The 22,398-nt window shown below is 66.8% G+C and carries 20 protein-coding genes; 12 read left to right on the top strand and 8 right to left on the bottom strand.

Going from position 1 to position 22,398, the window contains the following annotated elements:
* Window positions 1-23 precede the first annotated feature (23 nt).
* On the top strand, window positions 24-896 hold the full coding sequence (locus H6844_08755; GenBank protein MCB9929490.1) for a 3-hydroxybutyryl-CoA dehydrogenase: 873 nt from the start codon (window positions 24-26) through the stop codon (window positions 894-896).
* A gap of 142 nt (window positions 897-1,038) precedes the next feature.
* Here H6844_08755 and uvrC read toward each other — a convergent pair whose 3' ends face one another.
* On the bottom strand, window positions 1,039-2,934 hold the full coding sequence (uvrC, locus tag H6844_08750; GenBank protein ID MCB9929489.1) for an excinuclease ABC subunit UvrC: 1,896 nt from the start codon (window positions 2,932-2,934) through the stop codon (window positions 1,039-1,041).
* Window positions 2,931-5,138, bottom strand: a complete 2,208-nt coding sequence (locus tag H6844_08745) for an LPS-assembly protein LptD (protein MCB9929488.1) — start codon at window positions 5,136-5,138, stop codon at window positions 2,931-2,933. The genes uvrC and H6844_08745 overlap by 4 nt, the downstream gene beginning before the upstream one ends.
* A gap of 170 nt (window positions 5,139-5,308) precedes the next feature.
* Here H6844_08745 and H6844_08740 point away from each other — a divergent pair, with 170 nt between their 5' ends.
* Window positions 5,309-6,490: a CoA transferase gene (locus tag H6844_08740; protein MCB9929487.1), complete on the top strand. Its 1,182-nt coding sequence runs from the start codon at window positions 5,309-5,311 to the stop codon at window positions 6,488-6,490.
* A 382-nt stretch (window positions 6,491-6,872) separates the two neighbouring features.
* Here the strand turns inward: H6844_08740 and H6844_08735 are convergent, their stop codons facing one another.
* The 4 genes from H6844_08735 to H6844_08720 form a co-directional block, all read right to left on the bottom strand.
* The gene (locus tag H6844_08735; protein ID MCB9929486.1) at window positions 6,873-7,040 is read right to left on the bottom strand and encodes a hypothetical protein; all 168 of its coding nucleotides are present in this window, start codon (window positions 7,038-7,040) and stop codon (window positions 6,873-6,875) included.
* A gap of 72 nt (window positions 7,041-7,112) precedes the next feature.
* On the bottom strand, window positions 7,113-7,391 hold the full coding sequence (locus H6844_08730) for a hypothetical protein (protein ID MCB9929485.1): 279 nt from the start codon (window positions 7,389-7,391) through the stop codon (window positions 7,113-7,115).
* A gap of 26 nt (window positions 7,392-7,417) precedes the next feature.
* On the bottom strand, window positions 7,418-8,467 hold the full coding sequence (locus H6844_08725) for a hypothetical protein (GenBank protein MCB9929484.1): 1,050 nt from the start codon (window positions 8,465-8,467) through the stop codon (window positions 7,418-7,420).
* Between the two features lie 86 nt (window positions 8,468-8,553).
* Complete coding sequence (locus tag H6844_08720) at window positions 8,554-9,174, bottom strand: TetR/AcrR family transcriptional regulator (GenBank protein ID MCB9929483.1); 621 nt, start codon at window positions 9,172-9,174, stop codon at window positions 8,554-8,556.
* A gap of 278 nt (window positions 9,175-9,452) precedes the next feature.
* Between H6844_08720 and H6844_08715 the strand changes: the two genes are divergently transcribed.
* From H6844_08715 to H6844_08690, 6 genes are all read left to right on the top strand, one after another.
* Complete coding sequence (locus tag H6844_08715) at window positions 9,453-10,394, top strand: homocysteine S-methyltransferase family protein (protein MCB9929482.1); 942 nt, start codon at window positions 9,453-9,455, stop codon at window positions 10,392-10,394.
* A 265-nt stretch (window positions 10,395-10,659) separates the two neighbouring features.
* A complete protein-coding gene (rpmH, locus tag H6844_08710; GenBank protein MCB9929481.1) occupies window positions 10,660-10,794 on the top strand; it encodes a 50S ribosomal protein L34 in 135 nt (44 codons plus the stop codon).
* A 44-nt stretch (window positions 10,795-10,838) separates the two neighbouring features.
* Entirely contained in the window at window positions 10,839-11,246 is a 408-nt protein-coding gene (gene rnpA / locus H6844_08705) for a ribonuclease P protein component (protein ID MCB9929480.1), read from the top strand.
* Window positions 11,243-11,455: a membrane protein insertion efficiency factor YidD gene (yidD, locus tag H6844_08700; GenBank protein MCB9929479.1), complete on the top strand. Its 213-nt coding sequence runs from the start codon at window positions 11,243-11,245 to the stop codon at window positions 11,453-11,455. The genes rnpA and yidD overlap by 4 nt, the downstream gene beginning before the upstream one ends.
* A 61-nt stretch (window positions 11,456-11,516) precedes the next feature.
* A complete protein-coding gene (gene yidC / locus H6844_08695) occupies window positions 11,517-13,322 on the top strand; it encodes a membrane protein insertase YidC (GenBank protein ID MCB9929478.1) in 1,806 nt (601 codons plus the stop codon).
* Window positions 13,323-13,324: 2 nt separating this feature from the next.
* Window positions 13,325-13,987, top strand: coding sequence for a YihA family ribosome biogenesis GTP-binding protein (locus H6844_08690; protein MCB9929477.1), 663 nt, complete (start codon window positions 13,325-13,327; stop codon window positions 13,985-13,987).
* Between the two features lie 369 nt (window positions 13,988-14,356).
* Here the strand turns inward: H6844_08690 and H6844_08685 are convergent, their stop codons facing one another.
* Complete coding sequence (locus tag H6844_08685; protein MCB9929476.1) at window positions 14,357-15,568, bottom strand: cytochrome P450; 1,212 nt, start codon at window positions 15,566-15,568, stop codon at window positions 14,357-14,359.
* Window positions 15,569-15,702: 134 nt separating this feature from the next.
* On the opposite strand from H6844_08685, the gene argB reads away from it, so the two are divergent.
* On the top strand, window positions 15,703-16,599 hold the full coding sequence (argB, locus tag H6844_08680) for an acetylglutamate kinase (GenBank protein MCB9929475.1): 897 nt from the start codon (window positions 15,703-15,705) through the stop codon (window positions 16,597-16,599).
* 133 nt (window positions 16,600-16,732) lie between these two features.
* On the opposite strand, the gene H6844_08675 is transcribed toward argB, so the two are convergent.
* Entirely contained in the window at window positions 16,733-17,395 is a 663-nt protein-coding gene (locus H6844_08675; GenBank protein MCB9929474.1) for a PEP-CTERM sorting domain-containing protein, read from the bottom strand.
* Between the two features lie 532 nt (window positions 17,396-17,927).
* On the opposite strand from H6844_08675, the gene H6844_08670 reads away from it, so the two are divergent.
* The 3 genes from H6844_08670 to H6844_08660 all read left to right on the top strand — a co-directional run bounded on the left by H6844_08670 (window position 17,928) and on the right by H6844_08660 (window position 22,382).
* Window positions 17,928-19,505 (top strand): methylmalonyl-CoA carboxyltransferase, encoded by a 1,578-nt coding sequence (locus tag H6844_08670; GenBank protein ID MCB9929473.1) that lies wholly within the window; start codon window positions 17,928-17,930, stop codon window positions 19,503-19,505.
* Window positions 19,506-20,032: 527 nt separating this feature from the next.
* The gene (locus H6844_08665) at window positions 20,033-21,136 is read left to right on the top strand and encodes an acyl-CoA/acyl-ACP dehydrogenase (GenBank protein ID MCB9929472.1); all 1,104 of its coding nucleotides are present in this window, start codon (window positions 20,033-20,035) and stop codon (window positions 21,134-21,136) included.
* Window positions 21,137-21,158: 22 nt separating this feature from the next.
* Window positions 21,159-22,382, top strand: a complete 1,224-nt coding sequence (locus H6844_08660) for an acyl-CoA dehydrogenase family protein (GenBank protein MCB9929471.1) — start codon at window positions 21,159-21,161, stop codon at window positions 22,380-22,382.
* The last annotated feature ends 16 nt before the right edge of the window (window positions 22,383-22,398 follow it).

Here is a 22,398-nt window from a genome sequence, read left to right as displayed (position 1 = left end):
ATTGCGTCGAGGAGCAGGTCTTCATGGTTCAGAAAATCGGTGTGATCGGCGCCGGCCAGATGGGCAACGGCATCGCGCACGTGTGCGCCGTTGCCGGCTATGACGTCGTGTTGGCAGACCTGTCGCAGGACCGGCTGGATACGGCCATCACCGTCATGGGCCGCAATCTGGACCGCCAGGTCCGCCGCGGCCTGATCGACGAATTCGGCAAGGTCGAGGCGCTGGCCCGGATCAGGACCACCACCGACTATGCCGATTTCGGCGATTGCGACGTGGTGATCGAGGCAGCGACCGAGAACGAAGCGGTCAAGCGCGAAGTGTTCGCCAAGCTGGTGCCGAATCTGCGCCCGGACGCGCTGATCGCCTCCAACACCTCTTCCATCTCCATCACCCGGCTGGCGGCGACCACCGACCGGCCGGGCCGCTTCATGGGCGTTCACTTCATGAACCCCGTGCCGATGATGAACCTGGTGGAGTTGATCCGCGGCATCGCGACCGAGGAAGAAACCGTCGCTGCTTTCCGCGAGATCACCCAGCGGCTCGGCAAATGCCCGGTTTCGGCCGAGGACTTCCCGGCCTTCATCGTCAATCGCATCCTGCTGCCGATGATCAACGAGGCGGTCTACACGCTCTACGAGGGCGTCGGCTCGGTCGAGGCCATCGACACCGCCATGAAACTGGGCGCCAACCACCCGATGGGACCGCTGGAACTGGCGGATTTCATTGGGCTCGACGTCTGCCTGGCGGTGATGCAGGTGCTCTATGACGGCCTCGCCGACAGCAAATACCGCCCCTGCCCGCTGCTGGTGAAATATGTCGAGGCCGGCTGGCTCGGCCGCAAGACCAATCGCGGCTTCTACGACTATAACGGCCCGGACCCGGTGCCGACGCGGTAGAACGGAGTCTTTTCCAACTGGCTCGCCAGTCCCGCTTACGCGGGAGATGGGGCCGGAAAGTGGCTCAACCGATACCGAACGCGCGCCAGTCGCCGCCCGGCCCGGTCGCCCCGGCACCGCGTGCGAGGGCAGCGGTGCGGCGTCAGTGCAGGGCGTCGTAGATTTTCTGGGCGACGGCGCGGTTGATGCCGCCGACCTTGGACAGCTCGTCGACGCTCGCGCGCGTCACGCCCCGCACCGAGCCGAAATGCAGCAGCAACTGCTTTTTCCGCTTCGGCCCGATCCCCGGAATCGAGTCCAGTTGCGAGCCGCGCACCTGTTTCTGGCGGGCCTGGCGATGGGCGCCGATGGCGAAGCGGTGCGCCTCGTCGCGCAGGCGTTGCAGGTGCAGCAAGGCGGGGTCGTTCGGCGCCAGGCGGAACGCCCCCTTCTCGGCCGAGATGAACTGCTCCAGGCCGGCGTCGCGGTCCGGCCCCTTGGCGATGGCGACCATGGCGATGTCGGTCAGGCCCAGCGTCTCCAGCACCTCGCGCACGGCCGAGAACTGGCCCTTGCCGCCGTCGATCAGCAGCAGGTCGGGGCGGGTGTGACTGTCGGTGTCGTCATCGTCCGCATCGGCCAGCTTGCGCAGGCGCCGGGTCAGCACCTCGCGCAGCATGGCATAGTCGTCGTCGCCGGCGGTGCCGGAGCCGTGCTTGCCGATCTTGAACCGGCGAAAGGCGCGCCGCAGCCAGCCCTCCGCCGTGTAGACCACCATGCCGCCCACCGGGTGGGTGCCCATCAGGTGGCTGTTGTCATAGATCTCCACCCGTTCCGGCGGGCTTTCCAGGCCCAGCGAGGCGGCGATGGCCTCCAGCGCCTGGGCGTGACCGGCCTGCTGGTTCAGGCGCTGCTTGAGCGCGTGCAGCGCGTTCTCCAGCGCCTGTTCCACCACCCTGCGGCGGGGGCCGCGCTGCGGCGTCAGCAACTGCACGCGCTTGTCCTCGCGCGCGCTGAGCGCCTCCTGCAACAGGTCGCGGTCCAGCGGCGTTTCCGAGAGCACCACCGTCTTCGGCACGGGATGGGCGTGGTAGAACTGGGCCAGGAAGCTGTCCATCACCTCCGCCGCGCTGACCGTGGCATCGACGGTCTGGAAATACGGCTTGCCGCCCTGGTTCTGGCCGGCGCGGAAGAACCAGACCAGCACGCAGACCCGATCCCCCTGGCGGGCCAGGGCGAACAGGTCGCTGTCGCCCATTTCCGGCACATTCACCCCCTGGCGCGCCTGCACATGCCCCAGCGCCCGCAGCCGGTCGCGGTAAATGGCGGCCTGTTCGAATTCCATGTTCTCGGCCGCGTGCTGCATGCGTTCGGTCCAGGCCCGGCGCACCGCGTCGCTGGAGCCGGCCAGGAACTGGCGCGCGGCCGCAACGCTCTCGGCATAGTCTTCCGCGCTCACCTCGCCGGTGCAGGGGGCGGAGCAGCGCTTGATCTGGTGCAGCAGGCAGGGCCGGGTGCGGGTGCGGAAAATGTGCTCGGAGCACGAGCGCAACTGGAACGCCTTTTGCAGCGAAACAATGGTGTTCTCGACCGCCCCGGCCGACGCGAACGGGCCGTAATAGACGTTCTCGGGCTTTTTCTCGCCCCGGTGCTTCGAGAGCATGGGCCAGGCATGGCCGAGCGTCAGCTCGATATAGGGGAAGCTCTTGTCGTCGCGGAACAGGATGTTGAACTTGGGCCGCTCGGACTTGATCAGATTGTTTTCGAGCAGCAGCGCCTCCGCCTCGCTGTGCGTGACGGTGGTGGTGATGGTCGCCGTCTCGGCGATCATGCGCAGGATGCGATTCGGCAGGTTGGTCGGGCTGGCGTAATTGCGCACCCGCTTGGCCAGCGCCGCGGCCTTGCCGACATAGAGCACCTGCCCCTCGTCGTCGCGCATGACATAGCAGCCGGGGCGGTTCGGCATGTCGAGCAGGGCCGCGCGGATCACGCCAAAGCCCCGCTGAAGCGAGGGGGCCTCGCCGTTATAGCTTAGTCCGGTGTCATCCGGGGCGCTCATTCGCGGGCGAAACTCTGGCTGTTGCTGGCCGAACCCAGATTGCGGAGCGCAATGCGGAAGACGATGGAATCGTTGTCCTGCACCTCCGCATTGCGCAGCGATTCCCGCGTGTAGACGACTTCGAACTGGAAACATTCGTCGGCATAGGACAGGCCAACCTGGGAGCGTAGCGCCCGACCGACATCCAGGTCGCGCTGGTGGCGCAGATAGCCGGCCCAGTGGTCGGTGAACTGGCCGCGCAGCGTCGCGTCGATCTGGTTGGTCTCGCCAATGGTGACGCCGTCGGCGGTGCGGGCATCCAGCATGGTATAGCTGAGCGACAGCTCGATCGGCCGCGTGCCGAAATGGGCACGCGCCTCGGTGGCGGAGACATGGCCGTCGCTCGGGTCCCAGCGCACGCGCATGGCGCCGTCGACCCAGTCCTGAACGCGGGCGCCGACGCCGACCACGATGTCGGAGAATGGCCGGTCAAGGCCGGTGCCGGCGCCGAAATCCCGGCTGGAGTTGATGTGGTAGGACTGGCCGACCAGGCCACTCAATTGCACCCCTGTCAGGTCGTAGGTGGCCTCGAGGCCATAATCGAAGCGCTGGCCGTCGTCGATGCGGTCGCGGCCGGTGGCGATGGCGGGGCGGAACAGGGCGGTGGCGTCGAATTCCACCGACTGGCTGTCCTCGTTCGGCAGTTCGGACGAGTTGACGGAGCCGATCGTGGCCGTGGCCATGGCCCGCGGCGTGAGCGTCAGCACGCCATCCTCGCCCAGGGTCCGGAACAGCGGATACGACCAGTCGACCGTCGCGCGCGGCAGGAAGCGTCCGATGAACTTGTCGCCGGAACTGGTCGTCGTCAGGTCCTGGGCATAAAACACGTCGCCGCGCACGCTGGCATCCGCCTGGATCAGATGGCCGCCGAAATTCCACTCGCGGCCGACGCCGACCTGCGCCGCCAGATGCTGGGAATCCGGTCCGCTGGATCGAAACAACGACTGAAACCCGGCCTTACCCGTCAGGGTGAACCCGGTATTGCCGATCGGCACCTGATAATCCGCCGTGATGTACGGAAATGCGTCCGGCGTATCGTTCTCGCTGAAATTGAAGCGCTGTTCCTGCACGCTGAACACGGTGCCGTTGATATAGGCATTGGGATAGAAGCCTTCCACCGTGCCGAAACTGCGCAAGACGCCGGCGGAATCGATCTTGAACAGACGCAGATAGGTGTCGTCGCTGGACCGGTAAAGCTGGAAGCGGGAGCGCCAGTTGTCGTCGATATTGGCGTTGCCGGTCCATTTGATATGGCCGCGGGCGTTGGTGCCGCGGGACTGACCGTTTTCGGTACGCTCCACCATGCCGAAACTGCCTTCGACCTCGGTCTCGCCCCAGGGGAACAGGTGCCGGAAGTCGACAAGGCCGACGGGATACTGCTCGGAGGTGACGATCGGCGTCAGGGTCACATCCTGGTTCGGCGCGATGTTCCAGAAGAACGGCACCCGGGCGACAAACCCCAGATCGCTGTCGCTGCCGAAGGTCGGCACCAGAAAGCCGGTCTTGCGCTTCACCCGCGGGTCCGGCTGCGAGAAATAGGGGAACCAGGCGACCGGCACGCCGAACACGTCGAGCGAGGCGTCGTAGAATTCCAGTTCGCGCCGGGTCTCGGAATGGGTCATGGTCTCGGCCCGGACCTGCCACAACGGCGGACGGTCGGGGCAGATCGGATCGATCAGGCAGGGGCTGTAGACGCCGCGCTTGATCTCGAAACGGTCCCGGCTTTGGCGGGTGGCCGCGTTCGCCGCCAGCCGCGAGCCGTCCGGCAGCAGGATGCGCGGTGCGACGGCAAAGCCCTGGTCCAGATCCTCGGTCAGTTCCACCTCGTCGGCGAACAGCACCTCGCCCGTGGTCTCGACCAGCGTGACATTGCCCTTGGCGGCGACGATCTTTTCGGCGCGGCGGAACTCCACGTGATCGGCGGTCAGCACCCGCCCCTGCCGCGTGATCTGAACATCGCCTTCGGCGACGATGGTATCGGCCTTCTGGTCGTAGCGGACCGTGTCCGCCTCCAGCAGGAAGGGCAGATTCTCGTCGCCCACCAACCGCTTGGAGTCGACGCCGAAGGGCAGCGCGGGTTCGGCCGCGATGGACGCCGTCGGCCCGGACGCGATTACCGCCGCCGCCAGGAGGGCGGGCAGAAAGCAATGGCGTATCTTCAGCACTGGCAAGCGATTTCCTCCACCCAAGCGCCCGGAACGCAGTGACGCGAGACCGGGGAATGGCTTATCGTGTCGAACCGATACTGTCACGCCCGCGCGACGGAATTTTTCATCAATCTTTCGAAAGAGAGTTGCACGCATTGCCCTTGCCTCGCAAACCCGGCGCCGGAGCCATGGACGGGGTCCGCGTTCTGGACATCGCCACCTTCATCGCCGCGCCACACTGCGCCACCATTCTGGGAGAGTTCGGCGCAGAGGTCATCAAGGTCGAACATCCCAATGGCGGCGACCCGTGGCGGCGGTACGGAACGCCCAGCAAGCGAGCCGATTCGTCCCTGGCCTGGCTGACGGAAGCCCGCAACAAGCAGTCGATCACCCTCGACCTGCGCTCACGCCAGGGCAAGGAGTTGTTCCTGCGCCTGGTCGGGCTCGCCGACGTGGTCTGCGAGAATTTCCGGCCGGGAACGCTGGAGAAATGGGGGCTCGGCTATGACGTGCTCTCGGAGGTCAATCCGCGGCTGATCCTGATGCGGGTGTCCGGCTATGGCCAGACCGGCCCCTATCGCGACCGGCCGGGATTCGCCCGCATCGCCCACGGGGTCGGCGGCCTGACGCACCTGGCCGGCATGCCGGGCGGCCCGCCGGTGACGCCCGGCTCCACCTCGCTCGGCGACTACATGACCGGCATGTACGGCGCCATCGCCGTGCTGATGGCCTTGCGCGAGGTCGAGGCCGGCGGCCCGGGTCAGGAAATCGACATGGCGCTCTACGAAAGCGTCTACCGGGTGCTGGACGAGTTGGTGCCGGCCTATGCCGCCACCGGCAAGGTGCGCGGGCGCGAGGGCATCGGCACGCTCAACGCCTGCCCGCACGGCCATTTCGAATGCGGCGACGGCAGGTGGATCGCGGTCGCCTGCACCAGCGACAAGATGTTCGAGCGCCTGTGCCACGCCATGGACCGGCTGGACCTGCTGCCGCTCTACGGCAAGGTGGCCGACCGGCTGGCGGGGCGGGACCGGGTCGATGCGCTGGTGGGCGCCTGGACCGCCAGCATGAGCCGCGAACAGGTGCTGGAGGTCTGCGTCCGCTCGGAGGTGCCGGCCGGTGCGATCAACTCGGTCGAGGACATTTTCAACGACCCGCAATTCGCCGCCCGCGACAACCTGCTGACCCTCGACGAGCCGGACCTGGGGCCGGTGACCGTGCCCGGCGTCATGCCGAAGCTGAGCCGCACGCCGGGCGCGCTGAAAAGCCTGGGGCCGGCGTTCGGTTCCGCCAACAACAGGATCTATGGCGGCCTGCTGGGTCTCACGCCCGACGCCATCGCCGCACTGAGGCGCGACGGCGTGATCTGAAACGCTCTGCACGGGCATAGTGTTTCCCGGCCGCCGCGGAGCGGTGCGCCGGGACCGGTCGCCCTCACGAACACTGCCGTCGCCCGTGTTCGCACGAAGACACCGGCCCCGGATGGCGGCTCCGCCACCTCCGGGGAACACTGGCGGCTCCGCCACCTCCGGGGAACATGCGCTCCGGAGGTGCATCCGGCGTGTTAGCACGAGTTCTTTTCTCGCTGGCTCACCTCCATCTTCCCTGTCCTCGCGAATGCGGGGACCCATGCCTGAGAGACCAATCCAGAGTCCGTGTCCTGTGAGACGCTCTCAGGCATGGGCTCCCGCTTGCGCGGGAGATGGGGCGGGAGAGTGGTTCAATCCGCACCCGGCGTGTTAGCTTCCGGCGTCAGCCGGCCAGGATGGTCCGGCCCTCCGCCAGCGTCCGCGCGGCCTCGGCCGTCAGGGCCTCGTCCGAAGCACTGGAGATCGGGTGGTCTATGGCGACGTAGCGGAAGCCATCGGCCCCCAACACCCGCGCCATCAGATCGGCCGCGCTGACGAATTTCGTGGTCATCACGCCGACCGCCGGCACACCGAGTTTCTCGACCGCTATGGCGTCATGCAAACTGCACGACGAACAGCTGCCTCAATCCCCGATACCGACGAAGGCCGCGTCCCAATCCGCCGCCTCCGCCATGATGGGCGCGTCGGCCGGGGCGCTGTAGTTGGACTTGGTCCGCAGCACCACGCGCGCCGCGCCCTGTTCCAGCAGCATGCGCTCCAGCGCCGCGAAATAGGGGCGGGTGCCCCGCTTGCCGTTGGAGATGACGCCCACCGTCTTCCCCTCCAGCGACCCGAGCCTGGGCGCGAGCGCGAATGCCGCCGCGCCGCCGCCATAGGTCGGGTCCAGAACCTCAATCGTCATGGGACTCCTCTCCGAAAACAGAACCGTTAAATCTCGCAGTCGACGCAGGCGCCGACGGCCACGGTGCAGGCCTTGCTCTTCGGCCCGAGCCAGGGCGGGATCACCGCGCCAAACCCGCCCGCCGGCCCACCGGCCGCCACGATCAACAGGTCGTCCGGCGCCGAGAGCGCGCGGTATTCGCTGTCGCCATGCTTGCCGACCACCGCGCCCTTGCCCACGTCGGCCCATTCGCGCCGGCGCACCACCGCATGCTCATAGACATAGGCGCGCATGTCCGCCTTCGACCAGCCGGCGGCGGCGAAATGGGTGCGCAGTTGCGGCGGCACGACGATGGCATAGTTGCCGGCATGGATCGAGTAATGGCGCATCGACGCCTTGATCTCGGCAATGAAGGTCTGGAGGATTTCCTCCGGATCGGTGGTCCACTCGTTCATGATTTGCCGCGGCGCGCCCGCCGACATCACGGTGACGGCGGAGGCGAATTTCGGCACGCCCCGCTCCTCGGCCAGCGGCAGCCAGGGCGAGTTCTCCTCGTCCTCGGCCACGCAATAGCTGATCTTGCCGGGGTGGCCCAGGGTGGAACGGTCCACATCGCCCGGCCGCACGTCCAGCAGATTGCCCAGCGCCAGGCGGATCGCCCGGCCGATCACCGTCGTCGCCCGGTCGCTGGAGCCGAGGGCGTTGAAGCCGCCGCTCATGCCCAATTCCTGCCGGCAGGGGCCGTTGATGACCGTGAAAATGGCGCAGCCGCCGGTGCTGGCGGTGGCGCCGTGCAGCAGGAAGGGCTCTTGCAGCATGGCGGTGAAGGCGGCCACGACCAGGGGGAAATGCATGGGCAGGCAACCGGCCATGACACTGTTGATGGCCAGCTTCTCCGCCGTGATCTCCCGCGCCCGCACCGGCTCGATGCCGACCAGATGGTCCGGCGGCAGCATGGCCCAGTCGAGGCAGGCTTGCACCGCGTCGGCCGTCGGCGGCACGATGGGCAGGCCGTCGGTCCAGTTGCGGGCGTGATAGAACTCCTGCGCGGCCATCACGTCGTCGACGGTGTACCGTTCGGAGGAAAGCTGCGTCATCGGTGGGGCTCGTCATCCGGGGAAGCGGTCCCCCGGTGCATATCAACTTTCCCCGGTAACGCCAAGCATTCGCAGACACGTCCGCCCTACCGCGGCTTGCGGTCGACGAACAACAGCTTGATGTAGGACCGCAGCAACAGGATTTGCTGCGGCAGGATTCGCGGGTCGTGCAGTGTCTTCGACGCGACGATGCCGCCTTCGACCATGCTGGAAACCATGTCCGCCACATGGTCGAGGTCGACGGCGTCCGCCATCTCGTAAGTCTCTGCGATGCGGTCCAGCATCTGGCGAAAGCGCGCGCGCCAGGTGAGCATCGCCTCCTGGCTGATCCGCTGGAACGCCCGGTCGAACAGGCGCTCGTTATAGCAATAGGTGGCGATCAGGCAGCCCGGATGGCCGGTCGGCAGGTCCGCCATCATTTCCGAGAACAGCTTCAGGGCGATGAGAAACGCGTGCAGCGGGTCGTCGTGCAACTCCTCCGCACGGTCGAACAGGGCATCGAAGAACGCATCTTCCCTGTCGATATAGCGGTCGAGCAGGGCGAGAGCGAGCGCCCGCTTGTCCGGGAAATGATAGAAAAAACCGCTCTTGGTGATGCCGGCCTCCTCGATGATCTCCTCGATGGAGGTGGCGCCATAGCCCTTGGCCAGGATGGCCGCCTCGGCGATATCCATGACCCGGTTCTTGGTGGCCTGGCCCTTGCGCATGCCGCTTCGCCTTTCTCCCATTGGCCACCGGTCCGGCCTTCGACACGGCACGAACGGCAGCGGCGCCGGCCTCGCCCATGCGGCCGGCACCAAAGAAGTGTACCGCAAGTGCGGTTTCCGCGTGAACCCGCTCACAACGCTTGCAGCAACCACCCCCAACTTACTGATCATTATGACAAATTTTGGCTCCGGCGAGTGCACCACGCGCTCACTGGTTTCCGGAACGCCCCGGCGACATCTTCTGGTCGTGCCAAGGACAAAGGAGACTTCCCATGCCGATCACGAAATATCGTAACCGCCTACCGCAGTTGAACGGCAAGTCCATGCTGACCGACGGCGGCCTGGAAACGACGCTCGTCTTTCACCAGGAGATGGACATTCCCTGTTTCGCCGCCATTACCGTGCTGCGCCTGCAATGCGGCGAGCGGATCATCCGGGAGTATTTCCGGCCCTATGTGGACATTGCGCTGGCGTCCGGCCGGGGCCTGATCCTGGGCACGCCGACCTGGCGGGCCAGCAGCGACTGGGCGCAGGAACTGGGCTACACGCCGCGGGAGATGGAGGCCGCGCACCACCGGTCCGTGGCCCTGCTGGCCGCGATCCGCGACACGCACGAGACGCCGGACAGCCCGTTCGTGATCAGCGGCGACATCGGCCCGCGCGGCGACGGCTATGTGCCCGGCGCCCTCATGACCGCGGCGGAAGCGGCGGCCTATCATCGCCCGCAAATCGAGACCCTGGCGGCGGCGGGCGCCGATCTGGTGACGGCGTTGACCCTGAACTATGCGGACGAGGCCATCGGCGTCGCAGAGGCCGCCCGCGATGCGGGCATGCCGGTGGCAATTTCCTTCACCGTCGAAACCGACGGGCGCCTGCCGACCGGACAGAGCCTGGCGGATGCCATCGCCCAGGTGGACGCCGAGACCGGGGCCGCGCCCGCCTACTATATGATCAACTGCGCCCACCCGACTCATTTCGCCGACGCGGTCGCGGCGGGCGAGGCTTGGACGCGGCGGATTCGGGGCCTGCGGGCCAACGCCTCCTGCCTCAGCCATGCGGAGCTGGAGGCCTGCACCGAACTGGACGAGGGCAACCCGGTCGAGCTGGGGCGGCAATACCGGGCCTTGCAGGACACCCTGCCGGCGCTGCGCGTGTTCGGCGGTTGCTGCGGCACCGACCACCGTCACGTCGCCGAGATTTCCCGCCAGATCGCGGCATGAGTCGCAGCCGGCGCCCGGCCCCAAGGGTCGGGCGTCGTCCCCGCACGGCCAGGATGCCGGCCCCCTCGGAAACCGGTTGCGGCGCAGGGTGGCGAGCGATATCCATCATGGCCGTTTGGCACCGGATTTGGCGGCCTCCTCCCCGACGGCCCGACAGAGAAATTGACAAGGCGGACCCGGGGACAGTATAAGCCGCCCCTTCCTGGAATTCCGATGGCGCCGGCTCACTTTGGCGCCGCAACCGCTTTCAAGAGTTCTGCAGACAATGAAACGCACCTTCCAGCCGAGCAATCTGGTCCGCAAGCGCCGCCATGGCTTTCGCTCGCGCATGAAAACCGTCGGCGGCCGCAAGGTTCTGGCCAATCGCCGCAACCAAGGCCGCAAGCGGCTGTCAGCCTAGGCTCATCCGGCGGCCCGCCGATCCGGGCTGCCGGCGACCCGATGATGCCGCGGCTGAAAAAGCGCGGCGAGTTCGTCCGCGCCTCGCATTCCGGCCTGCACGCCTCCACCCCCGGTGTGGTTCTGCAGGCCTATAAGCGTGGCGAAGCGGCAGACAGTGCGGGACCGCCGCGCGTCGGCTTCACCACCTCGAAAAAGGTCGGCAATGCCGTTGCCCGCAACCGGGCACGCCGCCGGCTGCGCGCGCTGGCAGAGGCCGTGCTGGCACCGCTGGCCCGCCCCGGCCTCGACTATGTGCTGGTGGGGCGCACGGCGACCGTGACCCGCCCCTTCCCCGATCTGGTCCGCGATCTGGAGGATGCGATTGCCCGCGTCCACGCCGGACGGGGTCGGCGCCGGCGCCCGTCCGCACCCCGCGAATCCCAATCTGCCAACCTTGCGAGGTCCGCATGATCCGCTGGCCGATGCTCGCCCTGATCGCCGTCTATCGCTATGGCCTGGGCTGGATGTTCCCCAAAGCCTGCCGGTTTGCGCCCAGTTGCTCGGAGTACGCCCTGGTGGCGATCCAGCGGCACGGACCGTGGCGCGGCGGTTGGCTTGCCGCGCGGCGGATCGTCCGTTGTCACCCCTGGGGCGGCAGCGGCTTTGATCCCGTGCCCTAGGCAGGCTAAGTAGACCCCGAATTTTCCTTCTTCCCACTGTGAACGGACCCGGCTGCCAGTTATGGAACAGCGCAATCTCTTCATCGCCATCGGGCTCGCGGTGCTGATTCTGATCGGCTCGCAAACCCTGATGCAGGAGTTCTTCCCGGCGCCGCCACCGCCGCCGGGCGACAGCGCGCAGACCGCTGCCGGGCAGACGGGCTCGGGAATGTCGGCGACGCCGGGGGCTCCCAGCGCGCCCAACACCGGTCCGCAGACACCAGGCAGCGCCAGCGCGCCCGCAATGCCGCCCGCCGCCACGCGCGCCGGCATCCTGGAGCAGTCGCCGCGCATCGCCATCGACACGCCGCGCCTGCGCGGCTCGATTGCGCTGCGGGGCGGTCGGATCGACGATCTGGTGCTGAAGGACTATCACGTCGAGGTCGCCAAGACGTCGCCCAACGTCGTGCTGTTCTCGCCGAGCGGCAGCCCGAACGGATTCTATGCGCAGTTCGGCTGGGTCGCCGGTGCCGACGGCATCGCGGTCCCGACCGACGACACGCTCTGGACCGCTTCCGCCAACACGCTCACGGTCGAAACCCCGGTTGTTCTGACCTGGGACAACGGCCAGGGCCTGCGCTTCTCGCGCACCATCGCCATCGACAAGAGCTACATGTTCTCCGTCACCGACAAGGTTGAGGCGAGCGAAGGCGCATCGGCGACGCTGTACTCTTATGGCCTGCTCGGCCGGGATGGCATGCCGCACACCTCCGGCTTCCGGATTCTGCACGAGGGTCCGATCGGTGTGTTCAAGGAGTCGCTGAAGGAGCTCAACTACGGCGACCTGGTGGATGACGGGCCGTTTTCGACCGAAAGCACCGGCGGCTGGCTGGGCTTTACCGACAAATACTGGCTGGGCGCGCTGATCCCGGACCAGAAGGCGGCCTACAAGGCCCGCATGCTGCACAGCTCGGTCGAGGGCCACGGCAAGTTCCAGGCCGACTTCCTCGCCACCGGCGCCGTCTCGGTCGCCGCCGGCCAGAGCGTCGAAGTCACCAACCGGCTGTTCGCCGGCGCCAAGGAGGTCAACCTTCTGGACTCTTACGAGGAAGCCCTCGGCATTCCCCTGTTCGACCGCGCGGTGGATTTCGGTTGGTTCTACTTCCTGACCAAGCCGCTGTTCTACGTGCTCGACTGGCTCTATGGCATTGTCGGCAATTTCGGCATCGCGATCCTGATCGTGACCCTCGGCATCAAGACCCTGTTCTTCCCGCTGGCCAACAAGTCCTATAAGGCCATGAGCCGGATGAAGCTGTTGCAGCCGAAAATGACCGAGCTGAAGGAGAAATACGGCGACGACCGGCAGAAGATGCAGCAGGAAATGATGGCCATGTACAAGCGGGAGAAGATCAACCCCGCGGCCGGCTGCATCCCGATCCTGATCCAGATCCCGGTGTTTTTCTCGCTCTACAAGGTGCTGTTCGTCTCGATCGAAATGCGGCACGCGCCGTTTTTCGGCTGGATTCACGACCTTTCCTCCCCGGATCCGACCAACATTTTCACGCTGTTCGGCCTGATCCCCTGGGATGCGCCGCACTTCCTGCATTTCGGCGCCTGGCCGCTGATCATGGGCGCGACCATGTTCCTGCAACAGCGCCTGAACCCGCAGCCGGCGGACCCGGTGCAGGCGCGCATGTTCCAGTTCATGCCGCTGATCTTCACCATCTTCCTGGCCAGCTTCCCGGCGGGCCTGGTGATCTACTGGGCGTGGAACAACTCGCTGTCCATCGCGCAGCAATGGATCATCATGCGCAAGGACCGCAAGGCCGCGAACGAGAAGAAGGCGTCCGCGCGCATCGCCCCGGCCAAGGCCAAAAAAGCCAAGTGACCATGACCGGCGCTCCGCTCGACCCCGAGGACTACGGAACGCCGGCCGCGATCGAGGCCGGCCGCCTGCTGTTCGCCAAGGAATGCCAGTTCTTCTGGGCCGCCGCCCGCCTCGGCAATCTGCCGCCGGCGGAGCGGCCCGAGGTGGCGTTCGCCGGGCGTTCGAATGTCGGCAAGTCGTCGCTGGTGAACGCGCTCACCGGGCGCAACACGCTCGCCCGCACCTCGCAGACGCCGGGGCGGACGCAGGAGTTGAACTTCTTCAATCTCGGCGACCGGCTGACCCTGGTGGACCTGCCGGGCTATGGCTATGCCAAGGTCTCGAAGCAGAAGGTGGCCGACTGGACCGAACTGGTGTTCGCCTTCCTGCAGGGCCGCGCGTCGCTGATCCGGCTCTGCCTGCTGATCGACAGCCGCCACGGCCTGAAGGACAGCGACCGCGAACTGATGACCATGCTCGACCGCGCCGCCGTCACCTTCCAGATCGTGCTGACCAAGGCCGACAAGACCGGCGCGGCGGAACTCAAGACCACGCTCGCCAAGGTGCAAGCCGAGGCCGCCACCCATGTCGCGGCCTACCCGGTCGTGCTCGCCACCAGTGCCGAGACCGGCCAGGGCGTGCCGGAATTGCGTGCCTTCCTGGCCGGGCTGGCGCTGCCGGCTTAGAAGCGTCGGCAGCGGTTCTCGCCCCCACTCCCGCGCACCCGCACACGCCCTGCCTGTGCCGCAACAGGCGTAGCCTCACCGCCACAGAGCTTTCCCGGCCGAGCCGGAGGCGAGCGCCGGGATCTCTGCCGCTTGTGGCCCATCGCCCTCGGTCGCACACCGATAGAGACCCCGGATCGGCGCTCCGCACCGTCCGGGGAAGCTAGAAAGGGGCGGGCCGGTCACTGTCAGCGACCTCGGATCGGCGCTTCGCACCGTCCGGGGAAGCGCGGAAAGGGCAGGCCGCGCGCTGCCACCCGCTCGGGATCGAGAACTCCGCACCGCCCCCGGATCAGACCTTGGCGCCCGGATCAGACCCTGGCGCCCGCCTCACGCCGCCGCGAGGCTTACCGGCAGGCGTTTCAGGCCCAGCAGGCGGTTGCTGGGCGTCCATTCCGGCTCGCCCGCCAGTTCGAATCCCCGGTAGCGGCGCAGCAATTCGCCCAGCATGCAGCGGATTTCCATGCGCGCCAGGTTCGCGCCCAGGCAGAAATGCACGCCGGCACCGAAGCCGATATGGCGGTTCGGCTTGCGCGCGATGTCGAATGCGAAGGGATTGTCGAACTTGCGCTCGTCGCGGTTGGCCGACATCTCCCAGACCGTCACCTTCTGGTTCGGCGCGATGCGCTGGCCGGCGATTTCCACCTCCGCCGTGGTGGTGCGGCGCTTGTAAATCGAGGGCGTGGTCCAGCGCACGATTTCCTCCAGCGCCCAGCGCATCAGGCCCGGCTCGTCGCGCAGTTTCTGCAACTGGTCCGGGTTCTGCAGGAAGGCCAGCATGGCGCCGCCGATGGCGCTGCGCGTCGTCTCCGACCCGGCCGAGAACAGCAGCACGAAGAACAATTCCAGCTCACGGTCGGTCAGGCCGCCGTCCGGGTGATCCTCCAGGCGGGCATGGGTGATGATCGAGAGAATGTCGTCGCTCGGCGCCCGCCGCTTTTCCTGGACCAGCGCGCGGCCGTAGTCGCGCACCTTGCGGTAGTATTCGGTGGCGATCACGCCTTCGCTCGGCTGGGAAATGCCCTTGTCGAGCCAGTCGATCAACTGGAAGCGATCCGCGCGCGGCACGCCGACAATCTCGCAAATCACCTGAAGCGGCAGTTCGCGCGCCACGGTCTCGACGAAGTCGAACGGCTCGCCCTCGGCCACACCGTCCAGGATCTCCCCGGTCAGCCGCTGCACATCCTGTTCCAGCCGGGCGAGCGTGGCCGGCGTGAAGCCGGAGGTCACGATGGCGCGCAAGCGGGCGTGCTTGGGATTGTCCATCTGGATCATCATTTTGCCGGCCGCCGGGTCGTCCAGCAGGGTGGTGCCGCCGAAGGAGCGGCCGGGGCCCTTTTCCGACGAGAACAGGTCCGGGTGGCGGAACACCCGCTCGATGTCGTCATAGCGGCTGACGACCCAGAACCCCTCCTTGCCCGGCGTGTGCTCGGTCGGCTCGTGCCAGTAAATGGGCCGGTGCGCCCGCAAATCGGCGAAAAAGTCGTGCGGAAATCCGTTCTTGAACGTCTGGCCGTTCGACAGGTCCAAGGGTGCGACCATTCTTTTCCTCCCAAAGCCGCGGGCGCGATAGCGGTTGCGCAGGCGGGCGCGGCAAGGGTACATCGGGTTCCAACAGACTTCCAAGGGCTTCGGCAGGCCCCCCCTGCCCGGCCCGCGATACAAGAGCGGTTGCCATGAGCTTGAGCGAATCCGAACTGGTCCAGGTGCCCCGGCTGCTGTCGGAGGCCCTGCCCTATATGCGCCGCTATGCCGGTGCCACCTTCGTGATCAAGTATGGCGGCCATGCCATGGGCGATCCGGAGCTGGCCGACCTGTTCGCGCGCGACATCGTGTTGCTGAAACAGGTGGGCATCCACCCCATCGTCGTGCATGGCGGCGGCCCGCAGATCGCCCGCATGCTGGAACGGCTCAACATCAAGAGCGACTTCGTCGACGGCCTGCGCGTCACCGACCAGGCCACGGTCGAGGTGGTGGAAATGGTGCTGGCGGGCTCGATCAACAAAGAGGTGGTGACCGCCATCAACCGCGCCGGCGGCCGCGCCATCGGCCTGTGCGGCAAGGACGCCAACTTGCTCAAGGCGAAGCGCCTGATGCGCACCAAACGCGACCCGGACTCCAATATCGAGAAGGTGCTGGACCTGGGCTTTGTCGGCGAGCCGACGGCAGTGGACGCCAACCTGCTGCTGGAACTGGCCAAGTCGGACGTGATCCCGGTGATCGCGCCCATCGGCGTCGGCGACAATGGCGAGACCTACAACATCAACGCCGACACGGCGGCGGGTGCGGTCGCGGGCGCGCTGAAGGCGGCACGCTTCCTGCTGTTGACCGACGTGGCCGGCGTGCTGGACGGCGACGGCAAGCTGATCAAGGACATGACCCGCCTGCGCGCCGAAGGCATGATCGAGGACGGCACCATTTCCGGCGGCATGATCCCGAAAATCGAGACCTGCCTGGAGGCGGTGAAGGCCGGCGTCGACGCCGCCATCATCCTGGACGGCCGCAAACCGCATGCGGTGCTGCTGGAAATCTTCACCGAGACCGGCGCCGGCACGCTGATCCGGCCGGAATAGCGCCACGGCCGCCGTGCCGGCCATCCGGCAGACTTCACGCGAAAACGGGCAGTCCTCCGGGTGGGAGGACTGCCCTTGCTTTGAAAGGGCGCCCGTCCGACTCGGACAGGCGCCCGATACCTAGACCCGACGCCTAGACCCGGCGGCGGGCAACGGCGAGGCCCACCAGTCCCGCGCCGGCCAGTGCCAGGATGCCCGGCTCGGAAACCGGGGGACGGAGCTGATCGGTTTCGACCAGGTCGAGCGAGACGTCGGAGTTGGTGCCCGCGGCGATGGTCAGGACGATCTTATCCGTCGCGGTCAGATCCGCCGAGCCGACGAAGCTGGCGAAGTCGAAATCGAACGTGCCGACATTCAGACCGGTCAGCGCCAGACTCGACGTCATGGCACCGGTGTCGGTCACTTCGAGGGCCAGGTCGACATGGCCCACATCGATGCCGAGGACGGAAACGCGGACCAGGGTGGCGAGACCGCCATCGGTCAGGTCGAGCCCGCCCAGGCCGGCGCCGTTCGCATCCCACGTCACGGACGAAGAACCGCCGCCGGCGGTGGTCTGGCCGTGATCCAGCGTACCGCCGGTGGTCACTTCCAGCGTGGTGCCGTTGGCGCTGGCGGGATCGATCGCCATGGTGCGGCTACCGCCGATTGCGGTTACGGCCGGAACATTCGTCGGGCCGGGATCGCTCGGCGCCACGTTGAACCCGGTTCCGGTATCGAAATCGTCGATCAAGAACGCATGCGCCGGCATCGCGCCAAGGCAAAGCGATGCGACGGCAACCGTGGTTAGAATACGCATGGTCTCACTCCATAGATTTGATGTAGCACCCATACGACTCCGCGCAGTATTAACCTGCGTTATTCCGGAACAATAAGTGCAATACTATAATACGACTCGCGGAAAATTGAATCAAGACTAAGAATCAAAAACCATAATATTTGTCCAATTGCGGCAATTATCATGCATTTTTCGGCCATATTTGAGAAATTTCAAAATCACAAGCAAAAGTTGTCGTGTTTTATATTTGACACAAGAAGATCGGATTTACCGGCGCGATCCTGTGTTGATGATCAGCCCGTTACGCTTCGATGGTCCAGAATTTGCCGCATTGTCATTTCCCGGTCATGCCGGGCCGCCATGGTTCCGCCATGAAGGAATGGGACAGAACTAAGGCAGTACCGCCCCACACGATGCCACGGTCCGGCCGCGGCAGAGGGACCGGGCGCGACGCAGCGGAATGGGCTTTCCGGGCACCTGCCCCTTTGTCCTCTCGGCCAAAAGTCGTAGAGTGTCGCCCGATGCTTTTCGCGACTTTCGAGGACACGCTGCGATGAACGCCAATCCGCCAGAGAACAAGTCCAACCCCTGGCAGCCGGAACTGGACGAACTGGCCCGCCGCGAGGCGTTCGCCGAACAACTCGGCGGGCCGGACCGGATCAAGCGCCAGCACGATGGCGGCCGCTACACCATCCGCGAGCGCATCGCCCTGCTGGCCGACCAGGGCTCGTTCCACGAGATCGGCAAGATCGCCGGCATGGCCCAGTATGACGGCCAGAACGACCTGGAGAGCTTCATGGCCTCCAACTTCGTGTTCGGCCGGGCCAAGGTGGAAGGGCGGCCAGTGGTGATCGGCGGCGACGACTTCACCGTGCGCGGCGGCTCGGCCGACGCCACGATCAAGGAAAAGCACCAGCTTTGCGAGCGCATGGCCAACGAACTGCGCCTGCCCCTGTTGCGGCTGGTGGAGGGCTCCGGCGGCGGCGGCTCGGTCAAGACCATCGAGACCACGGGCCGCGCCAACGTCCCCGGCGTCAGCGGCTGGGAGACGGTGGTGGCCAATATGGGGACCGTGCCCCGCGTCGGCCTCGGCCTCGGCTCGGTCGCGGGCCTGGGCGCCGCCCATCTGGCGGCCACGCATTATTCGGTCATGGTGAACAAGACTTCGGCCCTGTTCGTCGCCGGCCCGCCGGTGGTGGAGTGGACCGGCCAGAAGCTCACCAAGGAGGAGCTGGGCGGCACCAAGATCCAGCTCCGCGCCGGCGCCATCGACCATGCGGTGGACACGGAGGAAGAGGCGTTCGCGTGCGCCCGCCGCTTCCTCTCCTACCTCCCCTCCTCGGTCTATGGCCTGCCGCCGCGCATCGACCCGACCGACGATCCGGACCGTTGCGACGAAAAGCTGATCGAAGCGATCCCGCGCGACATCCGCCGCGCCTACAAGATGCGCCCGATCGTCGAGACCCTGGTGGACGAGGGCTCGTTCTTCGAGATCGGCCGCTATTACGGCCGGTCCTGCATCACCGGCCTGGCCCGCATCGATGGCTGGCCGGTGGCGGTCATGGCCTCCGATCCGATGTTCTTCGGCGGCGGCTGGACGTCGGAAACCTCGCAGAAGGTCGAGAAGTTCTGCGACCTGGCCGAGACCTTCCACCTGCCGATGATCTATCTCTGCGACTGCCCCGGCTTCCTGATCGGCAAGCAGGCCGAGGAAACCGGCGTCATCAAACAGGGCGTGCGCGCCATGAGCGCCATGTGGCAGACGACGATCCCGTGGTGCACGGTGATCGTGCGCAACTCGTTCGGCGTCGCCGGCGCGGCGCACAAGAATGGCGGCCGGCTGGCGCTGCGCTATGCCTGGCCGTCGGGGCGCTGGGGCTCGCTGCCGCTGGAAGGCGGGATCGAGGCGGCTTATCGCGCGGACATCAATTCGGCCGACGACCCGGTCGCCAAGAAGGAAGAAATCGAGGAGCGGCTGAACAAGCTGCGCTCGCCCTTCCGCTCGGCCGAGGCGTTCTGGATCGAGGAAATCATCGACCCGCGCAAGACCCGTCCACTGCTGGTCGAATTCGCCAACCTCGCCGCGCCCCTGCGCACGCCGGGGCCGAGCTATTTCCAGATGCGGCCCTGATCGCGCCGGCGCCGCGACCGGGGCGCCTTCCCGGACCCCCAAAGGGCAACCGAGCTTTCCCGGACGCCCGGAGGGCGATCCGGGACCTCCGGCCGGGACGGAACTCCTGACACGACGGAGACCCCGGCCCTCCGCTCCGCTCCGGCCGGGGAAGCGCGGGAGGGATAGCGACAGCCGGGGAAGCGCGGAAGGGGCAGCTACGGCCGGGGAAGCGGGTTGGCCGGGGCGGCCACGACCAATGCGCCTACCTGGAGGCGCACAAGGCAACCGAGCTTTCCCGGACGCCCGGAGGGCGATCCGGGACCTCCGGCCGGGGCGGAACTCCTGACACGGCGGAAACCCCGGCCCTCCGCTCCGCTGCGGCCGGGGAAGCTCGGGAGGGGTAGCGACGGCCGGGTAAGCGCGAAAGGGGCCTCCGGGGCAGCAAGGCAATGGGCCGGTACACCGCCTTAAGTCACGGCTTGGCAGCGCCGGGCCCCTGTCCTAGGCTGATACCGACAACCGCCGCCAGAGGACGCCCGCTTCCGATGAATTTCGACTTCTCCGACGATCAACGCATGCTGCGCGACCAGGCGCGGCGCTTCCTGGATGACAACGCCAAGCCCCGCGCCATCCTGGAGGGCGTCGAGCCCTTCGACCGCGACCTCTGGAAGAAAATCGCCGATCTCGGTTGGATGGGCACGGCCCTGGCGGAGGAAGACGGCGGCATCGGCCTGACCCATATCGACCTCTGCGTCATCGCCGAAGAACTGGGCCGCGCCCTGGCGCCGGTCCCGTTCGCGTCCTCGATCTACATGGCGCGGGAGGCGATTGCGCTGGCCGGCTCGCCGGACCAGAAAAAGGCACACCTGCCGGGCCTTTGCGACGGCTCGACCATCGGCTGCCTCGCCACCGCCGAGGGCAACGGCCCCCTCTCGCCGAAAACCATCCACGCGGAGGTCTCCGGCGGCAAGCTCACCGGCACCAAAACCCCGGTCGCCGACGGCGACGTGGCCGACCTGGCCGTGGTCGCGGCCCGATCCGGCGGCGACGTCGGCCTGTTCCTGGTGGATCTCGCCGGCCCCGGCGTCCGGCGGGAGCCGGTGGAGACCGTGGACCCGACCCGCTCGCACGCCGCCCTCGTCTTCGACGGCGCCCCGGCCGCGCCGCTGGGGTCCGCCGCCGACGGCTGGCGCCATCTGGACGCCGTGCTGGACCATGCCGCCGTGCTGCTGGCGTTCGAACAGGTGGGCGGCGCCCAGAAATGCCTGGAAGACGCCAAGGAGTATGCGCTCAACCGCTATGCCTTCGGCCGGCCCATCGCCAGCTTCCAGGCGATCAAGCACAAGCTGGCCGACGTCTATATGAAGACCGAACTGGCCCGCTCCAACGCCTATTACGGCGCCTGGGCGCTGGCCACGAACGCGCCGGAACTGCCGGTGGCGGCCGCTGCGGCGCGCGTCGCCGGCTCGAAAGCGTTCTGCTTCGCGGCGGAAGAGAATATCCAGACCCATGGCGGCATGGGCTTCACCTGGGAGTTCGACTGCCACCTGTATCTGCGCCGCGCCAAGCATCTGGCCCTCACCATCGGCGGCGAGCGCAAATGGAAAGACCGGCTGGTCGCCCAACTCGAACAGCGCAACGCGGCCTGACGCGGCGAAAGGATCACGACCCATGGATTTCAGCGACACACGCGAAGAAGCCGAATACCGCGCCCATGTCCGTGCCTGGCTCGACGCCAACGCCGAACGCCGCAAGCCCGGCCAGACCTTCCAGGTCCAATACGGCCAGGACGGTCTGGTGCCCCTGGCGAAGGACTGGCAGGCGAAGAAATTCGCCGGCGGCTTTGCCGGCATCACCCTGCCGAGAGAGTATGGCGGCCAGGGCGGCAACCAGATGCAGCAGGTGATCTACAACCAGGAGGAGGCGAACTACGTCACCCCGCGCGGCGTCTATGAGATCGGCCTCGGCATGTGCATCCCGACCATGCTGGCCTATGCCACCGAGGAACAGAAGCAGCGCTATGCCCCCGCCGCGCAGAAGGGCGAGGAGATCTGGTGCCAGTTGTTCTCCGAGCCGGTAGCCGGCTCGGACGTGGCCGGCTCGAAGACGCGGGCCGTACGCGACGGCGACGACTGGATCATCAACGGCCAGAAAATCTGGACCTCCGGCGCGCATTTCTCCGACTACGGCATCATCGTGCTGCGCACGGACCCGAGCGTGCCGAAGCACAAGGGCATGAGCTTCTTCTTCCTGGACATGAAGTCGCCGGGCGTGGAGGTGCGCCGCATCAAGCAGATCAGCGGCACCAGCAATTTCAACGAGGTGTTCTTCACCGACGTGCGCGTGCCGGACTCGCAGCGGCTCGGCAAGGTCGGCGAGGGCTGGCGCGTGGCGCTCACCACGCTGATGAACGAGCGTCTGGCGGTGGGCCAGACCCCGCCCCCGGACTTCAACGAGATTTTCGCGCTGGCCCGATCGCTCGACCTGGAGACGGGCCCGGCGATCCGGGACGCCAGCGTGCGCGAAAAACTGGCGGACTGGTATGTGGAGATGAAAGGGCTGGAACTGACCCAGTACCGCACCATCACCGCGCTCAGCCGCGGCGAGACGCCGGGGCCGGAAAGCTCCATCACCAAGATCATCTCGGCCAACAAGCGCCAGGACATCGCCAATTTCGCCATGGACCTGCTGGAGCAGGGCGGCGTGCGCCTGACCGACGACCAGCCCATGGCCGGCATGTTCCAGGAGGCCATGCTGTCCTCGCCCAGCAGCCGCATCGCCGGCGGCACGGACGAGATCCTGCGCAACATCATCGCCGAGCGGGTTCTCGGGCTGCCGCAGGATATCCGCGTCGACAAGGACGTGCCGTTCGACCAGTTGCCGACCGGCCGCTGAGGTTCGGGGGCCTCTG

The organism is Alphaproteobacteria bacterium (assembly GCA_020638555.1).
GTDB lineage: Bacteria > Pseudomonadota > Alphaproteobacteria > Bin95 > Bin95 > JACKII01.
This window is presented reverse-complemented; position numbering and strand designations above follow the sequence as displayed.

Bases quoted from the DNA above. Each gene is read 5' to 3' on its own strand.
- yidD (MCB9929479.1), top strand. From the start codon at position 11,243: ATGATCCGCTGGCCGATGCTCGCCCTGATCGCCGTCTATCGCTATGGC.
- H6844_08730 (MCB9929485.1), bottom strand. From the start codon at position 7,391: ATGACGATTGAGGTTCTGGACCCGACCTATGGCGGCGGCGCGGCGGCA.
- rnpA (MCB9929480.1), top strand. From the start codon at position 10,839: ATGCCGCGGCTGAAAAAGCGCGGCGAGTTCGTCCGCGCCTCGCATTCC.
- H6844_08735 (MCB9929486.1), bottom strand. From the start codon at position 7,040: ATGACCACGAAATTCGTCAGCGCGGCCGATCTGATGGCGCGGGTGTTG.
- H6844_08725 (MCB9929484.1), bottom strand. From the start codon at position 8,467: ATGACGCAGCTTTCCTCCGAACGGTACACCGTCGACGACGTGATGGCC.
- H6844_08740 (MCB9929487.1), top strand. From the start codon at position 5,309: ATGGACGGGGTCCGCGTTCTGGACATCGCCACCTTCATCGCCGCGCCA.
- H6844_08665 (MCB9929472.1), top strand. From the start codon at position 20,033: ATGAATTTCGACTTCTCCGACGATCAACGCATGCTGCGCGACCAGGCG.
- uvrC (MCB9929489.1), bottom strand. From the start codon at position 2,934: ATGAGCGCCCCGGATGACACCGGACTAAGCTATAACGGCGAGGCCCCC.
- argB (MCB9929475.1), top strand. From the start codon at position 15,703: ATGAGCTTGAGCGAATCCGAACTGGTCCAGGTGCCCCGGCTGCTGTCG.
- yidC (MCB9929478.1), top strand. From the start codon at position 11,517: ATGGAACAGCGCAATCTCTTCATCGCCATCGGGCTCGCGGTGCTGATT.
- H6844_08675 (MCB9929474.1), bottom strand. From the start codon at position 17,395: ATGCGTATTCTAACCACGGTTGCCGTCGCATCGCTTTGCCTTGGCGCG.
- H6844_08720 (MCB9929483.1), bottom strand. From the start codon at position 9,174: ATGCGCAAGGGCCAGGCCACCAAGAACCGGGTCATGGATATCGCCGAG.
- H6844_08670 (MCB9929473.1), top strand. From the start codon at position 17,928: ATGAACGCCAATCCGCCAGAGAACAAGTCCAACCCCTGGCAGCCGGAA.
- H6844_08685 (MCB9929476.1), bottom strand. From the start codon at position 15,568: ATGGTCGCACCCTTGGACCTGTCGAACGGCCAGACGTTCAAGAACGGA.
- H6844_08690 (MCB9929477.1), top strand. From the start codon at position 13,325: ATGACCGGCGCTCCGCTCGACCCCGAGGACTACGGAACGCCGGCCGCG.
- rpmH (MCB9929481.1), top strand. From the start codon at position 10,660: ATGAAACGCACCTTCCAGCCGAGCAATCTGGTCCGCAAGCGCCGCCAT.
- H6844_08660 (MCB9929471.1), top strand. From the start codon at position 21,159: ATGGATTTCAGCGACACACGCGAAGAAGCCGAATACCGCGCCCATGTC.
- H6844_08755 (MCB9929490.1), top strand. From the start codon at position 24: ATGGTTCAGAAAATCGGTGTGATCGGCGCCGGCCAGATGGGCAACGGC.